Annotated in this window: 14 protein-coding genes; 5 read left to right on the forward strand and 9 right to left on the reverse strand. The window is 65.0% G+C overall.

What is annotated here, in order from left to right:
- The first annotated feature begins 3 nt into the window (after window positions 1-3).
- Complete coding sequence (locus tag HMPREF0326_RS12865; protein WP_020990601.1) at window positions 4-1248, forward strand: diaminopropionate ammonia-lyase; 1245 nt, start codon at window positions 4-6, stop codon at window positions 1246-1248.
- 286 nt (window positions 1249-1534) lie between these two features.
- On the opposite strand, the gene HMPREF0326_RS12870 is transcribed toward HMPREF0326_RS12865, so the two are convergent.
- The 4 genes from HMPREF0326_RS12870 to HMPREF0326_RS12885 form a co-directional block, all read right to left on the reverse strand.
- Entirely contained in the window at window positions 1535-1825 is a 291-nt protein-coding gene (locus HMPREF0326_RS12870; protein WP_020990602.1) for an HMA2 domain-containing protein, read from the reverse strand.
- Window positions 1819-3969, reverse strand: coding sequence for a heavy metal translocating P-type ATPase (locus tag HMPREF0326_RS12875; protein ID WP_008685934.1), 2151 nt, complete (start codon window positions 3967-3969; stop codon window positions 1819-1821). The genes HMPREF0326_RS12870 and HMPREF0326_RS12875 overlap by 7 nt, the downstream gene beginning before the upstream one ends.
- Before the next feature lie 118 nt (window positions 3970-4087).
- Window positions 4088-4357 (reverse strand): DUF6110 family protein, encoded by a 270-nt coding sequence (locus HMPREF0326_RS12880; RefSeq protein ID WP_009301925.1) that lies wholly within the window; start codon window positions 4355-4357, stop codon window positions 4088-4090.
- 147 nt (window positions 4358-4504) lie between these two features.
- Window positions 4505-4753: a FeoA family protein gene (locus HMPREF0326_RS12885; protein ID WP_008685932.1), complete on the reverse strand. Its 249-nt coding sequence runs from the start codon at window positions 4751-4753 to the stop codon at window positions 4505-4507.
- 237 nt (window positions 4754-4990) lie between these two features.
- Here HMPREF0326_RS12885 and HMPREF0326_RS12890 point away from each other — a divergent pair, with 237 nt between their 5' ends.
- Complete coding sequence (locus HMPREF0326_RS12890; protein ID WP_008685931.1) at window positions 4991-5488, forward strand: hypothetical protein; 498 nt, start codon at window positions 4991-4993, stop codon at window positions 5486-5488.
- Window positions 5489-5619: 131 nt separating this feature from the next.
- Here HMPREF0326_RS12890 and acs read toward each other — a convergent pair whose 3' ends face one another.
- The 4 genes from acs to HMPREF0326_RS12910 form a co-directional block, all read right to left on the reverse strand.
- Complete coding sequence (acs, locus tag HMPREF0326_RS12895) at window positions 5620-7677, reverse strand: acetate--CoA ligase (RefSeq protein WP_008685930.1); 2058 nt, start codon at window positions 7675-7677, stop codon at window positions 5620-5622.
- A gap of 671 nt (window positions 7678-8348) precedes the next feature.
- The gene (locus HMPREF0326_RS12900) at window positions 8349-9005 is read right to left on the reverse strand and encodes a Maf family nucleotide pyrophosphatase (RefSeq protein ID WP_198012630.1); all 657 of its coding nucleotides are present in this window, start codon (window positions 9003-9005) and stop codon (window positions 8349-8351) included.
- A gap of 80 nt (window positions 9006-9085) precedes the next feature.
- Window positions 9086-9646, reverse strand: a complete 561-nt coding sequence (yfcE, locus tag HMPREF0326_RS12905) for a phosphodiesterase (RefSeq protein ID WP_009301929.1) — start codon at window positions 9644-9646, stop codon at window positions 9086-9088.
- Window positions 9646-9897, reverse strand: coding sequence for a Trm112 family protein (locus HMPREF0326_RS12910; protein ID WP_020990603.1), 252 nt, complete (start codon window positions 9895-9897; stop codon window positions 9646-9648). Before HMPREF0326_RS12910 ends, yfcE begins: the two co-directional genes overlap by 1 nt.
- Window positions 9898-10032: 135 nt before the next feature.
- Between HMPREF0326_RS12910 and HMPREF0326_RS12915 the strand changes: the two genes are divergently transcribed.
- Both HMPREF0326_RS12915 and HMPREF0326_RS12920 read left to right on the forward strand, forming a co-directional pair.
- Window positions 10033-10890, forward strand: coding sequence for a PHP domain-containing protein (locus HMPREF0326_RS12915; RefSeq protein WP_008685926.1), 858 nt, complete (start codon window positions 10033-10035; stop codon window positions 10888-10890).
- 146 nt (window positions 10891-11036) lie between these two features.
- Window positions 11037-12053 carry a glycoside hydrolase family 3 N-terminal domain-containing protein gene (locus HMPREF0326_RS12920; RefSeq protein ID WP_232224953.1) on the forward strand — a complete coding sequence of 339 codons (1017 nt, stop codon included), beginning with the start codon at window positions 11037-11039 and terminating at the stop codon, window positions 12051-12053.
- 118 nt (window positions 12054-12171) lie between these two features.
- Here HMPREF0326_RS12920 and HMPREF0326_RS12925 read toward each other — a convergent pair whose 3' ends face one another.
- The gene (locus tag HMPREF0326_RS12925; RefSeq protein WP_008685924.1) at window positions 12172-14979 is read right to left on the reverse strand and encodes an amidohydrolase; all 2808 of its coding nucleotides are present in this window, start codon (window positions 14977-14979) and stop codon (window positions 12172-12174) included.
- 219 nt (window positions 14980-15198) lie between these two features.
- On the opposite strand from HMPREF0326_RS12925, the gene HMPREF0326_RS12930 reads away from it, so the two are divergent.
- Window positions 15199-15888: a DsbA family protein gene (locus HMPREF0326_RS12930; RefSeq protein WP_008685923.1), complete on the forward strand. Its 690-nt coding sequence runs from the start codon at window positions 15199-15201 to the stop codon at window positions 15886-15888.
- Window positions 15889-15910 lie beyond the last annotated feature (22 nt).

Consider the following 15910-nt stretch of genomic DNA (forward strand, 5'->3'; position numbering starts at 1 on the left):
CCCGTGCGTCGCGTGGAATTGGCGCTCAACGCCCGCTATGCCGCACAGCCGGATGCCGCCGTTCCGGTTCTGCCGTCCGCTTTCGGTCCGGTGCGGGCACGTAATGTCCGTGGTTTTCACGCCGGCTTCCCGGAATATAGCCCCACGCCCCTGTGCAGTCTGGCTGGCCTGGCCGCCCGGCTCGGTCTGGGCCGGGTCCTGGTCAAGGACGAATCCCGCCGTTTCGGCCTCAAGGCCTTCAAAGGGTTGGGCGCGTCCTGGGCCGTGGCCCGGATTCTGGCTCGCCGTCTGAATCTGCCGCCGGATGGTCTCAGCCGCGCGGCCCTTTGCGGGCCCGAGGCACGGGAGCGGCTGGGAGAGATCACTCTGGTCACGGCCACGGACGGCAATCACGGGCGGGGCCTGGCCTGGGCCGCCCGGCAGTTCGGACAGCGGGCCGTGGTCTTCATGCCCAAAGGCTCGGCCGAGGCCAGGGCGGCGGCCATCCGTGCCTTGGGCGCATACTGTGAAATTACGGATCTGGCTTATGACGACGCGGTGCGCCACGCCGCCGCGCATGCGCGGGCTACGGGCGGCGTGCTGGTGCAGGACACGGCCTGGGACGGTTATGAGGAAATCCCGCGCTGGATCATGCAGGGCTACACGACCCTGGCTCTGGAAGCGCGGGAGCAGATGCGCGCCATGGGGCTCACGCGGCCCACGCATCTGCTGTTACAGGCGGGCGTGGGTTCCTTTGCCGCCGCCGTACTGAGTTTTTTCGCCGTTGCCGGCGCGGAAGAGGGCGGTCCTGCCCCGCTGGCCGTCATTATGGAGCCGCACAGCGCCGATTGCATTTTCCGCTCCATTCGGAGTGGGGACGGCCGCGCCCATGCCGCGGCCGGGGAGATGCGCACCATCATGGCCGGTCTGGCCTGCGGCGAGCCCAGCAGCCTGGCCTGGGGGATTCTGCGGGAGCACGCTTTCGCGGCCGTGGCCTGTCCGGACGGCTTGGCGGCCAACGGCATGCGCATGCTGGCCGCGCCCCTGCCCGGCGATCCGGCGTTGGTTTCCGGCGAATCCGGAGCCGTGGGCGTGGGCCTGCTGGATTATCTGGCGCGCGCGCCGGAGGCGGCCGCCATGCGTTCGGCTCTGGGCTTGAACGAATCCTCGGTGGTGCTGCTGATCAGCACCGAGGGCGACACCGAACCGGACATGTACCGGCGGGTGGTCCAGGATGGCGCTTGCGCCTTTGATTTTCAGAGCCGTTAGAGCATTTCAACGTTGAAATGCTCTAACGAGGCTGCGAGAGCAGTCTCGCGCTACGAAGCCGCAAGCGCGATGTATTTGCGCTGTTGTCTCTCCCATTAGCGAGTCTTCGAGCTTTACGGCGAGGACAGCAGAGCTAAGCGGCTGAGTAAGCGTGCCTTTACCTTTGGATGCGCGGCATTCCAAAGGTAATCTGCACTAAGACTCGGCGACCTGCCTTTAACAACGGATTGCCCCGCGCGGAACCATACCATCCGCGCGGGGCAATCCGCTTCAAGCCTGAAGGGCCTCAACAGTCCGGGACATGCGCCGGGCGGCCCGCCTGAACCGCGTCCAGATAATCGGCCCAGGCTTCGCCCACGGCGAAAAGCCGCTCCTTGGGCAGGCGCGCGCTGTCGTAGAGAATCAGCACCGAGCCGCTGACGGTATTGAAGTCCACGGAAAGCACGCCGTCAATGGCGGCCAGTTTTTCCCTGGCCGCGGCGGCCACGGCTTCACGGCGCAGGGCCGGGTGACGGATGCGTACCCGGCCGTCCGAAAAACTGGTCACGTATTTGAGCAGGCGCAGGCTGTTCAGCATGGGCTGTCCTCCACAGGGGCAACGGCTTCGGTGCCCCGCAGGTGCGGGCGCATGGCGTTGAGCGACACGCCCAAGGTGGTCAGGTTATGCAGCAGGGCCGAGACGCCGGGCTGCAAGAGCATGAACAGGCCGCCCGCTAAAAAGAGGCTGTTCAGGGTCAGGGTGGCCGCGAAGTTCACGTGGATGCGGCGCAGGGTGCTGCGGGCCAGCCGCCGCGCGTCGATGAGCCCGCCCAGATCAGGCCTGGTCAGCAGCACGTTGGCAACTTCCCGCGCCAGATCCGTGCCGTCGATCATGGCCACGCCCACATGGGAGGCCGAAAGGGCCGGGGCGTCGTTGATGCCGTCGCCCACCATGAGCACCTTGCAGCCGTCGGCCGTCAGTTCCTGCACCACCTTGGCCTTGTCCGTGGGCAGGACCTGGGCGCGGAATTCCGTAATGCCCGCTCGCTCGGCAACGGCCCGTGCCGTGCGCTCATCGTCGCCGGTGAGCATCAGCACGCGTTTGAAGCCCATGCCGCGCAGGGTTTCCACCACTCCGGCGGCCTCGGGGCGCAACGGGTCTTCAATGGCCAGAATGCCGGCCAGTTTGCCGTCCTCGGCCAGATAGAGCAGGGAACGTCCTTGAGCCGCCTGGCAGGCGATCTCCGCCTCCATGGGCGAGACGTCCACGCCCTCGTCGTGCTCAATATAGTGTCGGCTGCCCACCCGCAGCTTTCTGCCGTACAGGGAGGACGCCACGCCGTGGGCCACCACGTATTCCACCTGGGCGTGCTCTTCCTCATGCTGGAGGCCCTCTTCCTGGGCCTTGCGCACCACGGCGCGGGCCACGGGATGGGGAAAATGTTCTTCCAGGCAGGCCATGATCCGCAGGACCTCGTCCCGCTCATACCCGGCGGCGGGAATGACCGCAACCACCTTGGGGGTGGCGTTGGTCAGCGTGCCTGTTTTGTCGAAAACCAGGGTATCCGCATCGCTCAGGGCTTCCAGATAGCGACCGCCCTTAATAGCCATGCCGTGGCGCGCCCCCTCGCGCATGGCGGCCAGCACGGCCAGGGGCGTGGCCAGCTTGAGCGCGCAGGAATAATCCACCAGCAGCACCGAAGCGGCGCGCATGGGATTGCGCGTGATCAGCCAGACCAGTGCCGCCAGGCCGAAGGTAAAGGGCACGGCCAGATCGGCCAGCCGTTCGGTCTTGCCCTGGATGCCGGCTTTGAGCGCCTCGGACTGTTCAATGAAGGTGACCACCTGGCGCAGGCGGGTGCCGTCGCCCACCTGGCTGACCCGGATCACCAGACGACCTTCCTCCACCACGGTTCCGGCAAAGACCGCCGCGCCCTTGCCGCGCGGCACGCCCAGCGGTTCGCCGGTCATGGAGGATTGATTGACCAGCGCGCAGCCGTCCTCCACAATGCCGTCCACTGGGATGGAGCCGCCGTCGCGCACCACCACCAGATCGCCCTCGCGGACCTGGCCCAGAGGCACGGAGACTTCCGTGCCGTCCTCGCCGAGCAGCCAGGCGCTGTCCACATTCAGGGCAAGGCTTTCGGTCAGACTGTCCAGAGAGCGGCGGCGGGTCCAGTATTCCAGAGCCTCGCCCAGTCCCAGCAGCAGTGTCAGCACGCTGACCGTGCGGAAGTCGCGCATAAGCAGCGAAACGGTGATGGCCGCCGCATCCAGCACCTCCACGCTGAGCCTGCCGCGCAGCAGGGAGCCGAGACCCTTGAGCAAAAAAGGCACGGCCGTGGCGACGCTGGTGACCATGCGCCAGACCGTGGGCAAAAAGGGGCGGATGATAAAAAAGCGTACCAGCGGCAACAGGCCGCCCGCAGGCGGCTCTTCAGGCAGAAGTTCCGCTGTGGTGGCCGGGAGATCCGCGCGGCGCGCGTCGCCCACGGCGTCCACGGCATCATGGGCGGCCAGCAGGCGCAGGGCCGACACACGGCTTTCCTGATCGGCGTAGAAAAAAAGCAGGCTGCCCACGCGGGGGTTGACGTGCACCCCACTGATGCCGGGCAGTTCTTCCAGGTTTCGGGCCAGCTCGGCGGCCGGAACCGGGGGCAGGGGACGGCTGGCGCGCACGCGCATCCTGCCGGCGGCGGCTCCGTCGAGACCCTGAAGTTCATGGACGATGGAAAAAGACATGCGCGCTCCAGTCTGAAAAAGAAAGCCCTGAACCGGGCCGGGAAAAACGGTCCCGGCCCTGAGGCGCATGCGGGAGACGCCGCAAGGCCGGGAATGGAATGACTGCGGGAGGTTCCGATTAGGCCTGGGCTTGCTCGGTTTCTTGGCTCTCTTTGGCCGCTTTGCGCTTTTCCGAAGCCTGACGGGCTTCAGCGGCAAGGTCTTCCATGTCTTCCTTGACCGCTTCCACCTTGCTCATCAGGGCGTCTTTCACATCCATGCCCCGGCTGATCAGATCGGCGGCCACGGGCTTGAGATTCAACTTGCCCTTGCTCAGGGCCACGGCGCCCAGCGCGCCAAGGGCTATGCCGCCCAGGAAAAACAGTCCGAATTTGATGCCGCTGTTCATAACTCCTCCTTTTGCTTGACAGTCCGTATGACGAATGCCGACGGACGATACTCCCCGAATGAAGACAACACATCCCGTCCCCCGCCGCACGGAACAGCGACGGAGGCGAGATTGGACAAAATTGTCCAGCTGATGTGGGATAAAAACCTAGTGAGCCGCGCCGGACACATCGACCTTGATGTAGTCCGCCTCGCTGTTGCGCAGGGAAATGGTCACCCCGGAAAGGCGCAGGGCAACCGGATCTTTGAGCGGCGCGCGTCCCACCACGGAAACGGTGGTGCCGGGAATCAGGCCCATGTCGCGAATGCGCCGGTTCATTTCGCCCAGCGCTTCCACTGTGGCGATTTTCCCCTGTTGGCCCACGTGCATCTGACGGAGACTGACAATCTGACTCATGCGCGTTCCCTCTCGTCGGCATTGTGCCGGTTGACTGTGATGGTGCCGGGCGCTGCCGGTCCGGCGCGGCGCCCCGTGGCGCGGAGAACCCCGCGCGCCGTTTGGGGGTCGGTCTTGATGGACGCCGCGCCGGAATATGGATCCCGGCACGGAAGAGAGCTTGCACTAAATTTAATTATGGGTCAAGAAAAAAGAAAGTCATTTTCAAATAGCTCCTGAAGTTACAAAGGGGGACTTATGTCGACATACCTTGTGCATGCTATGGAAGGCCGGGCGCGGCTGCGCCATCCGGCCCTGGCCGGGACCGCCGGGCGGGAACGGGCTTTGGCTGTTCTGTCCGGCAAGAGCGACGTGCTGGAAGCGCGTTGCGGTTCGGGCTCCATTCTGCTGCTTTTGACGCCGGACGCGGATCTGGGCGGCATCTGCCGGGATCTGGAGGCGGCCCTGCCGGAGTTGTGTGGCCCGGCAAAGGCCTGTCGGGGCGCGCGGTCCGGCGCATCCGCAAACGGACCCGCAGGCGGCCCCATGACCGTTTTGTCCGGTCTGTTGCGGCGGGGACAAACTGTCTCCTTGGGACTGAGCCCGCGTAAATTGGAGCTGCGCGCTCTGCTGGCCGCCTGCGGCCTGAGCATCGCACTTGGCTTCACGGGTAACGGGCGCGCCCATCTGGTGGCCGGGACGGCCTTCGGCCTGCTGGCCGCGCGTCATGTCTGGACCCGGCGCAAGGCCTTGTAGCATATCCGCGCTGCGCGAGGCTGTCGGTCGGCCGCCGGAGTGCGTATCAACGACGGATTTGCGGCAGTGAAAAAGGGTCGGCAAATGCCGACCCTTTTGGAGTTGGAGTTCCGCAACAGTATGAGAGATAGTTATGCGCCCGCCGGGGCCGCTTCCTTGGCGTCCGGAGCCGGTTCATCCCCGGCCGGAGTGGCGGTTTCATGCTGGCCCTGGAGGAGATTCTGGTGGCCGATGATGATGGCCTCCAGCACATGGGGATCGGCCAGGGCCGTGGTATCGCCCAGATCCTCATACGTGTCGCCGGCGATTTTGCGCAGCATGCGGCGGATGATTTTGCCCGAGGTGGTCTTGGGCATGGCCTCCACAAACTGGATGTATTCGGGGCTGGCCAGCGCGCCGATGTCGCGTCGCACGGTGTCGCGCAGTTTCTTGCGCAACTCCTCGCTCCAGGGCACCTCGTCGCGGGTGACCACATAGGCGTAGATGGCCTCGCCCTTGAGCCGGTGGGGCATGGGCACCACGGCCGCTTCGCCCACTTCGGGGCAGGCGGCCAGCACGGCTTCGATTTCCGCCGTGGACAGACGGTGGCCCGAGACGTTGATGGAGTCGTCAATACGGCCCAGAATCCAGAAATAACCGTCCGCGTCCACCTGCGCGCCGTCGCCGGACTCGTAGCAGCCGAAGCGCGAGAAGTAGGACTGGTATTTTTCCTCATCGTTGAATACGCCGAGCATCATGCCGGGCCAGGGTTTGCGGATCACCAGATGGCCCGCGCCGGTGGTTTCCTCGCCGTCGCGTCCCGCGCTGCCCATGACGGCGGCGTCGATGCCGGGCAGGGGCTTGCTCGCCGAACCGGGCTTGAGTTTGGTGGCGTAGGGCATGGGACTGATCATGGCTCCGCCGGTTTCGGTCTGCCACCAGGTGTCCACAATGGGCAGCTCGCCCGCGCCGATGTGCTTGTGGTACCACTGCCAGGCTTCGGGGTTGATAGGTTCGCCCACTGACCCCAGAATGCGCAGGCTGCGCAGGTCATAGCGCTCTGCCCAGGCTTCGCCCAGGCGCATCAGGGAGCGGATCACCGTAGGCGCGGTATACAGGATGTTGACCCGGAAGTTTTCCACAATGCGCCAGTAGCGGTCGGGCTTGGGCCAGGTGGGCACGCCCTCGAACATCATGGTGGTGGCTCCCAGGGCCAGGGGGCCGTATACGCCGTAGGTGTGGCCGGTGATCCAGCCCATGTCGGCGGTGCACCAGTAGACGTCGTCGTCGCGCATGTCGAAGCACCACTGGGTCGTGTGGGCCGCATAGGTCAGATAGCCGCCCGTGGAATGCATGATGCCCGTGGGTTTGCCCGTGCTGCCGCTGGTGTGCAGCAGAAAGAGCGTGTCGTTGGCGTCCATGGGCTCGCAGGGATAGTCGGCATTGAGGGTGAAGTCGTCGATAAGGTCGTGCCACCAGATGTCGCGGTTGGGTTGCATGGTGACATTGTCCAACCCGGCGCGCCGCACTACCACCACATGGGCCACGGAGGGGCATTTTTCCAGAATGGGATCCAGATTGGCCTTGAGCGGCTTGAACTTGCCCGCGCGCACGGTGGCGTCGGCGGTGATCACTACCCTGGCCTTGGAACCCTGGATGCGGCTGCGCACGCCGCCCTCGGCGTATCCGGAGAAAATGGCCGTGTGAATGGCCCCGATGCGCGCGCAGGCCAGCATGGCGATGACCAGTTCCGGAATCATGGGCATGTACAGGGCCACGTGGTCGCCCTTGCGGATATGCAGGGAGCTCAGGGCGTGGGCCATGCGGCAGACTTCGGTGTACAGCATCTGATAGGTGTAACAGCGCACGTCCATTTCATCTTCGCCCTGCCAGATCAGGGCGGCCTTGTTGCGGCGGCCTGAAATCAGATGGCGGTCGATGCAGTTGAAGGAGGCGTTGAGTTTGGCGCCGGTAAACCATCTGTACTTATGCCGTTGCTCGTCGGCATCCAGGACTTTGTCCCAGCGCTTGAACCAATGTATCAACTGAGAGGCGCGAGCCCCCCAGAAGTCGCTGGGGTCTTCCAGTGCGCGGCGGCACAGGGCGTCGTACTCTTCCTGGCCACAGATCCAGGCTGAGGATTTGCCGTGTTCCGGCGGCAGATAGCTGCGCTTCTCGGTCAACAATGTGGTGATGCGTTCCTGGGACATGGTCGCGCCCTCCCTCCTAGTGTGGACGTTATGAAAAAAGTTGGCACACCAGCCATGTTACTGGCGTAAAGGGATTCTCTTTGCGCGTCAAGCACCCGTAATTGTTTGTTCTTTCAGTCATGGCTGTGCAAAATGGCACAAGCGTGAGGCGTAGGCGTTGTTTTTCATAGAGAAATCGTTGGTTGGAGGCGGTGGAGTATAAGGAATTTTTTCACAAAAAGTTGAAAAAATTTTTTATCGGGACGTGCCGGGAGATTCGGCAAGAGCTCCGTATGGCTGAAGAGAGATGGAGCATGGCTTTGTTCCGTCCACATTCCGTCCGTGGAGCAGATTACCTTTGAAACGCTTTGCGTTTCAAAGGGGGCATTCCGGAAAACGCGGTTATCGCTGCTGTCGATCCCCGTATGGCTCCGTTGTTGCCAACGGGGACAGCCCTTCGGGCTGCCTTCGGTCGCTTTGCCGGAATCCACACAGCGTTGCCCTCGATGCCTGTACGCCCTTTGGGCTACAGGCACGGCCCTACGGGCCGCCCGTCGGGTCGGTTTTCGCGGCGCGCCGCACCGTGTGCGGCGTTAGAGCATTTCAACTTTGAAATGCCTATTGAAAGGTTTGTCCCGCGTACTCAGCGGAAAAGCTGATCAGAGCAATCCACGTTTGAGATGTGTAACATTTCAAACGCAAAATGCTGTGGGAAGCGGATTGGCGTCCGCCGGAGACATCAGGCCCCGTTCCAGCAGGATTTGGACCAGGGGCGTCACGGGCAGGCCCACCACCGTGCTCCACGAGCCTTCCACCCGCTCCACCAGAAAGGCCCCTTGCCCTTGAATGGCATAAGCCCCGGCCTTGTCGTCCGGCTCGTGGGTGCGGGCGTAGGCGGCCAGCACGGATTCGGGCCAGGCGTGGAAGAAAACCCGGCTCACGTCGCTGAACAGTTCGCCGGGGAGGCCGGGCCACCCCTGAGGCAGCAGCAGGCAGACGGCGCTGATGACCTCATGCCCCCGGCCCGCAAGGCGCGTGAGCATGTCCAGAGCATGAGGGGTATCGCGCGGCTTGCCCAGAATGTCGTCGTCCACGGCCACCACCGTGTCCGCCGCCAGAATCAGGCTGCGGGCGCGGGCAGTCGGGGAAAGGGCGCTTTCCACGGCCCGGGCTTTGGCCTGCGCGGCACGGCGGGTATAGGACGCGGGGTTTTCTCCGGCTTCGGGGCGCGGTTCCACGCCCCGCGGCCGGGCCGTGGCAAAGGGCAGGCCCCATTCCGCCAGAAACTGCCGCCGTCGGGGCGAGGCCGAGGCCAGAATCAGATCCAGATCCGGCGCAAGGCGGAACAGAGGCGTGAATTGGGTCGCGAATTGAGGGCAAAAGCCCGTTTCCGGCGCGGGCGTGGGGGACTGGATGGCGGACACGGGCTTTACGCTCCGCCCGGCTGATGCCGCAGAACTTCGCGGCCGTGCGTGTCCAGCACGCGAAAGACGCCGTCCTCGCACAGGCCGTAGCTGCGCGGCGAACCGCCCTTGGGCAGGGAAAGGGAACCGGGGTTCCAGAAATGCAGTCCGTCCAGGGTTTCGCCGCGCGGCACATGGGTGTGCCCTCGCAGGATCACCGTGCCCTGGGGCATGCCCGGCAGCGGCGGGCGCTCGGGCAGATGGTGGCCGTGGCTGGCGAAAATGCGCAGGCCGTCGGCGTTGATCCAGGCGTTTTCCGTCACCGGAAAGGGCAGCAGGGCCAGGTCCACCTCGGCGTCGCAATTGCCGCGCACCGCCGTGATGGGGCAGGGCAGGGCGTTGAGGTCGGCCATTTCCTTGAGGACCGTGGGCGTGTTGTAACTTTCGGGCAGGGGGTTGCGCGGACCGTGATAGACCAGGTCCCCCAGGAGTACCAGCAGGTCCGGTTGCAGTTCGCGGGCTTTGCCCAGCAGAAAGCGCAGGCTCTCCAGCGAGCCGTGCAGGTCGGAGGCGATGAGCAGGCGCATCAGTCCAGTTCCCCGGCCCGCTCCCCGACATGTTCCGAGGCTGATTTTTCCCGTGCGCCCTGATCCCACTGCGCGCGGGGCACGGCTTCCTCAATCAGCATGACCGGGATGTCGTCGCGTACCGGATAGACCGTCTGGCAGGCCTGACAGGCGAAGCCTTGGGTCCGCCCGTCCCGCGTCAGGGCTTCCAATGTGCCCAGGCAGCGCGGGCAGGCCAGGATCTGCAATAATTCTTCGGTATTCATGGGCATGGTATTTTCCTTTTGATAAAAACGGTCCCCAGCATACCTTGATGCTCCCCAGGCTTCAAGGGGCGGCCGGAGGTCCGGCCGCGCTTGCATTTTTCAGGCACTGGCTTACCTTGGAAAGAAGAGATGAATTCCCCCATGAAACTGATCGACCTGCATACTCACACGCTGGCTTCGGACGGCACGGACAGCCCTTCAGCCCTGGTGCAAAAGGCCCATACCGCTGGTCTGGCCGCCGTGGCCGTTACCGACCACGACACCGTTTCCGGCCTGGACGAGGCCGAGGAAGCCGGGCGTGACCTGGGCATCAAGGTGATCCGGGGCTGTGAACTTTCGACCCATACCGAGTACGGCGAGGTGCACATCCTGGGGCTCTGGCTGCCGCGTGACGCCGCCCCCCTTCAGGATCAACTCGGCTATCTGCGTCGCAAACGCTGTGAGCGTAACCGGGCTATTGTGGAGAAGCTGCGCGCCCTGGGGCTGGACATCAGCCTGGAAGAGGTGCGCGCCATCGCCAAGGAGAGCGTGGGACGGCCGCACATCGCGGCGGTGCTGGCATCCAAGGGCTATGTGCGCGACGTGGGCGAGGCCTTCCGGGAATATCTCGGCTTTTACGGCAAAGCCTATCTGCCCAAGGAAGTGCTGGAACCCGAAGCGGCCGTGCATCTGCTGGCCGGTCTGGGGGCCACGGTGAGCTTGGCCCACCCCCTCTTGCAGAAATACCCCCTGCCCTGGCTGGAAGGTTTTGTGGAGCATCTGTCCGGTTGCGGGCTCACAGCCATTGAAGCATGGCACAGCGAGCACTCGGACGCGGATACGCGCCTCTGCGTGGAATGGGCCCGGCGTTTCGGCCTGGGCCTCAGCGGCGGTTCGGACTACCACGGCGGCAACAAGCCCGGCATCCGTCTGGGCGTGGGCCGAGGCGGTCTGCGGGTGCCCCTGGATGTGCTGGAAAAGCTGGAGGCGCAACGCCGGGCGCAAGGGCTGCCGTGCTAGCATCCGGCGGTCTGCGGCGGAGGCTGCTCCGTCGGTTGTTTTTTCCGTTCTGCTGCCTGCTGGTTCTGGCTTGCGCACAGTTTTGCCCGGCCGGTCCGGCACGCGCTGCCTCGCCCGATCCTGCCGATTCCCCCTCTCTTGAGCGCATGCTCGGTTCCATGCTGATGCTGGGCTTTCGCGGCGCGGAACTCGCGCCGAGCGATCCTTTTCTGGCGGCGGTGCGCTCCGGGAAAGTGGGACATGTGCTGCTTTTTGACCGCGATCTGCCCGGCGGAGGCGAGCGCAACATTCGCTCCCCGGAGCAGCTCCGTCGTCTGACGGCCGTGCTGCGGGCCGCCGCGCCCGGCCCCATGTTCATCGCCGTGGACCAGGAGGGCGGGCGCGTTCGGCGGCTCAAGCCGCGGCAGGGCTTTATGGATCTGCCCTCGGCCCGGCAGATGGGGCAGGGCAGCCCGGCGGCCACCGGGGCACTGGCCGCGCGTCTGGGCGCGGAGCTGGCTTCACTGGGCATTTCCGTGGATCTCGCGCCCGTGGCGGACGTGGACAGCAATCCGGACAATCCGGCCATCGGCAGACTGGGGCGCAGTTTCAGCCCGAATCCCCGGCTGGTCGCCGAACACGCCCTGGCCTTCGGGCAGGGGCTGGCTCGCGCCGGAGTCATTCCCGTACTCAAGCACTTTCCCGGTCAGGGCGGCGCGCGGCGCGATTCGCATCTGGGCCTCACCGACATCAGCCGTTGTTGGGACGGCGGCAGCGATCTGCTGCCCTATGCGGAGGCCTTCCGCCGGGGCTGGCCGGGCATGGTCATGGTGGGACATTTGTTTCACGCCGGGCTTGACCCTGAGCATCCGGCCACGCTGTCCACAATGGTGGTCACCGGCCTGCTGCGCCGGGGCCTGGGCTGGCAGGGCGTGGTCATCAGCGATGATATGCAGATGAAGGCCGTTACCGACCACTACGGCCTGGAACAGGCCATTCTGCTGGCCGTGCGGGCCGGAGTGGACATTCTGGTCTTCGGCAACAATCTGCAATGGGACCCCGATCTGCCGGAAAAAGCCCACGCGGCCCTGCGCCGTCTGGTGGACAGCGGCAAGATCACGCCCGAGCGCATCCGGGCTTCCTGGGAGCGTATCGCCGCCCTGCATGCGGCCTATGCGGATTAAAAATCTGCATAAAAAGCGGAAGAGGGAAGTCTCAGGGCTTCCCTCTTCCGCTTTTTCAGGTTTACCGGGGTGATGCCTCCGGCAGCCAAGGGGGCGCGGCCCCCTTGGAACCCCATTTTTAAAGTTGGGCTTTAGCGGCGTTGGTTGCCGCAGGCCCCAAGACGTATCTTGTTGTCCCGCTGTTGCCCGGCAGAGGGCCGTCCGTGAGCAGAACCACCTGGCCCGCCAGGCCGCCTCTGGCCGCGTCCTTGTCGCGCGGGCCGTTATCCTTGAGCACGAAGAAGGCGGCGTACATCTTGTCCGCAATCAGGGCGTCGTCTGCCTTGAGCGGCAGCATGGGCGCGTCCAGAGCCGCGATCCACCAGTTGCCGTCGGCCATGGCTGCCTCGGGACTGTAATGCAGCGGGCGCGTGCCCGACGCTCCGCTGCCGCCGTCCAGCAGGGTCATGTCCCGAACCGGCCCGCCGTTGCCCAGAAAGCGCATCTGAAAAGCGGCCAGCTCGCCGTTGCGCACATCCGCCTTGAAGGCATATGCGCCCAACGTTTTGTCCCGCGTTTCGTTGCGGCCCTCGGCGGGCGTCATGGGGCCGGTTTCGGTCACCAGGGCCACCACGCTTTCCGTAGGCTGAATATAGGAACCCCGAGGCGCGTCGGCCAGCGTTTTGGAGCCGGGCGCAAAGCCGTAGACCGGCGTGTCGCCCACGATGGTCGTCATCACCCGCATCTCCGCCAGGCTCTGCGGCCGGGCGGCGGCCACGGCCAGCGGGTCTTCGGCCAGAATGGTGAAGTCCGCCAGCTTGCCGGGAGCTATGGAGCCGATCCGGTCGCTGAGCTTGTTCTGCCAGGCGGGCATGAGGGTGACCGCATGCAGAGCCTGCAGGGCGTTGACCCGGTGGTCATAGTTCCAGAAGGCGAAGGTGGTTTTGTCGCCGGTTTCCTCGGGATCGCGCGGCGGGAAGAGCGCCTTGGCCCCGAGATCCTGCCCCTGGCCGCTGAGCAGGGTGCCGCCCTCGTAAATGGCGGAATGGGCGCTGGTGCGCGTGACTGCGGATTGCAGGCTGCGCAGCGGCGAAATGGGCGTGATGTAGGTGTCGTTGTGGAAGCTGAACGGCTGGTTGTAAGCCACGCTCCAACCCACGGGGCTCATGTTCCGGGCCCGGCCCGGCCCGAAGAAGATCTGGTTGTGGCGGTCGCCCCAGAAATAGGTATGGGGCACAAAATAGGAATTGAAGAAGTGCTGATCGCGCATCAGGCGGCTCAACTGCCCGATGTCCCTGGCCCCCACTTCCGCCGGGGAAAGCCTGCCGTCCTTGAACGCGCCGGTCAGCTCCGTGTACATGGGGCCTGTGCCCGTCAGGTCCTGATAGTTGCCGGTCAGACGCTGGATGTGCTGCAACTCCATGGTCTGGGCGTGGATGGACGTGTCGCGGGTGTCCCTGACCTCGGGATGCCGGACCACGGCTTTTTCCAGGGCCGTGACCCAGCGCTCGGCGGCGGCGCTGCCGTTGGTATGCGTCTGAGTGCTCTGGCCGTTGCCGTGGTACATGGCGATCAGCGTTTCCAGAGCCGCCGGGGGCATGTTGTCCGTGCCCACGGCTCCGTTGAAGAAACCGGCCTGATTGAAGCTGTCCGCCGCCGTGTACTTGCCCCAGCGGTAGAAGCCGGGCTTTTTCATCCAGGCGGTATAGCCCTGGGGCGAGCCGTCAAAAGTGAACTTCCAGGCGCCGAGGAAGAGCCGGTTGTCCGCCGACAGCCCGGCAGGCGGCGCGACAGTGCCTTTGTCCGCCGCTGCGGGCGAGCCGTCGGCGTCCTTGTCCGCCGCGTAGGCGGGCATGGACAGCCGGGTGATGTCGCTGCCGCCGGCCACGGCCTTGCGGCCGTCGGCAAAGGGGACGTTGTTTTCGGTCATGACCGCTGTTTCGGCCCCGGCCAGCGAGAGCCCGGCGCTGGACCAGCCCAGGGCCGCGCGATTGATCCAGCCCGCGCTGTCCACGGTTTTGCCCGAGGCCAGGGTGGTGGGATAATAGCCCAGAGGATGCAGCACCACGCGCAGGTTCAGATTGTTGCGCAGAATGCCGTTCTGCATCTTGGGCAGCTCCGTGAGCATGCGGATATTGGAACAGTCCGCCGTGGTCACGCCCGCCGCCGCGTAAACCTCATTGGCGCGGGCCAGGCCGCGTTGGGCCGCCTCGGGCCCGGCGGGCGGGAAGTGGCGGCTGACCACCTGCATGGCGCGGGGTTCGGTGAGCTTGCCGCTCCGCTCGTCCACGCCCACGGTGCTGAGCTCGTCCCTGGAGGCTTTGGCCAGGGCGGCGGAGTTGACCACCGCCATATGCCCGGAGACATGCCGCACAAAGACGGGATTGCGCGGGCAGGCCGCGTCCAGATCGGCCCTGGTGGGGTGGCGCATTTCCGTGACCAGGGTGTCGTCGTAACCCCAGCCCAGCACCCAGGCGTCCTTGCCCGCGCTTTGGCAACGCCGGGCCAGGGCTTTCTTGTAATCCTCAATGGAGCGCATTTCGCCCAGGGGGAAGCTGTTCAGATTGACCTGAAAGAGGTCATAGCCGCCCTGGAGCGGGAAGTGGCCGTGCCCGTCGATAAGGCCGGGCAGCATGGTTTTGCCGCGCAGGTCCACAATGCGGGCCGCGTTGGCGAAGAAACCCTGTTGCCGCGCCGTGGCGGCGGACCCGGCAAAGATTATTTTGCCGTCCCTGGTGGCGACGACTTCCACTGTGTTGGCTTTGCGCGGGTCTTTGGCTTCGCGCATGCTCTCGGTGAGAGTGTAGATTTTGCCGTTGTGGTAGAGCGTGTCCACTGTGGCGGCGGCCAGGGGCCGCGCGCCCCAGCCAGCCCCCAGTATCATGGCCAGTGCCAGGATTGGCGTGGCGAGCCTTTTGTACAGACGGATAAGGCCGTGTTCGCGCATCGTCGCTCCCCTTTGCAGTGTGATCCGGCGTTTCCCGGGATTGCCGTACTCCCTCTGCTCCCAAGGCAAAGCAGCTTTGAAAAGTTATTTTGCTCCGGATGCCTCTATGCAACACCTTGCATCCCCGCACCGGCTTGTCAAGCATGCCGTGCCGCGCCTGTTGACGATGGGTTTTTCCGGCCCTATCGTGAAAAACAGCGAGAAGAGGAGCGCAATCCCATGCCTCATTTTTTATATCTTTCCGATGTGTTCTGCCCGTGGTGCTACGGCTTCGCACCCGTCATGCAGCGCCTTGCCGCCGAACATCCCGAACTGCCGGTACGGGTGCTCGGCGGGGATCTGATGGACGAGCCCACGACTCTGGCGGAAATGAAAGCCCATTCTCCGAACATCCGGGATTTTTTCATCCGCCTGGCGAAAACCACCGCTCGGCCGGTGGACGGTTTTCTGGCGACCCTGGACGCGGAACGGCCCTTGCGCATGTATTCGCCGGACATGGCAGTGCTGCTGGCGGCCCTGAAGCGGCTTGCGCCGGGGCATGAGCTGGCCCAGATAGAGATCTTGCAGCAGATCCTCTACGGCGCGGGCCGGGACGTGTTTTCCGCCGAGGTGCGCGAGGAAATGGCGACCCGCTGGCAGGTGGACCCCATCCGATTGGAGCGCGCCCTGGCCGATCCCGCCGTGCGGGAAGAAGCCGGAAAAGAAACGCGCGAAGCCGCCGCCCTGATGGGCGAGTTCAAGCTCTATCCCACGCTCTATCTGGTGAAAGGCGACGAGCGCCGCCTGCTGGCTCGGGGCTATGCCTCCTACGCCTCGGTGTCCGCCCGGCTGGCGGCGGCGCTGAGCGGCAACAGCGACGGTTTCGCCTCGGGCGGGGCCTGCTCCCTGGACGGAGCCTGTGACGCATAACGGGACGCGCGCGGATTGCCCG

The sequence above is a fragment of the Desulfovibrio sp. 3_1_syn3 genome (genome assembly GCF_000145315.2).
GTDB lineage: Bacteria > Desulfobacterota > Desulfovibrionia > Desulfovibrionales > Desulfovibrionaceae > Desulfovibrio > Desulfovibrio fairfieldensis.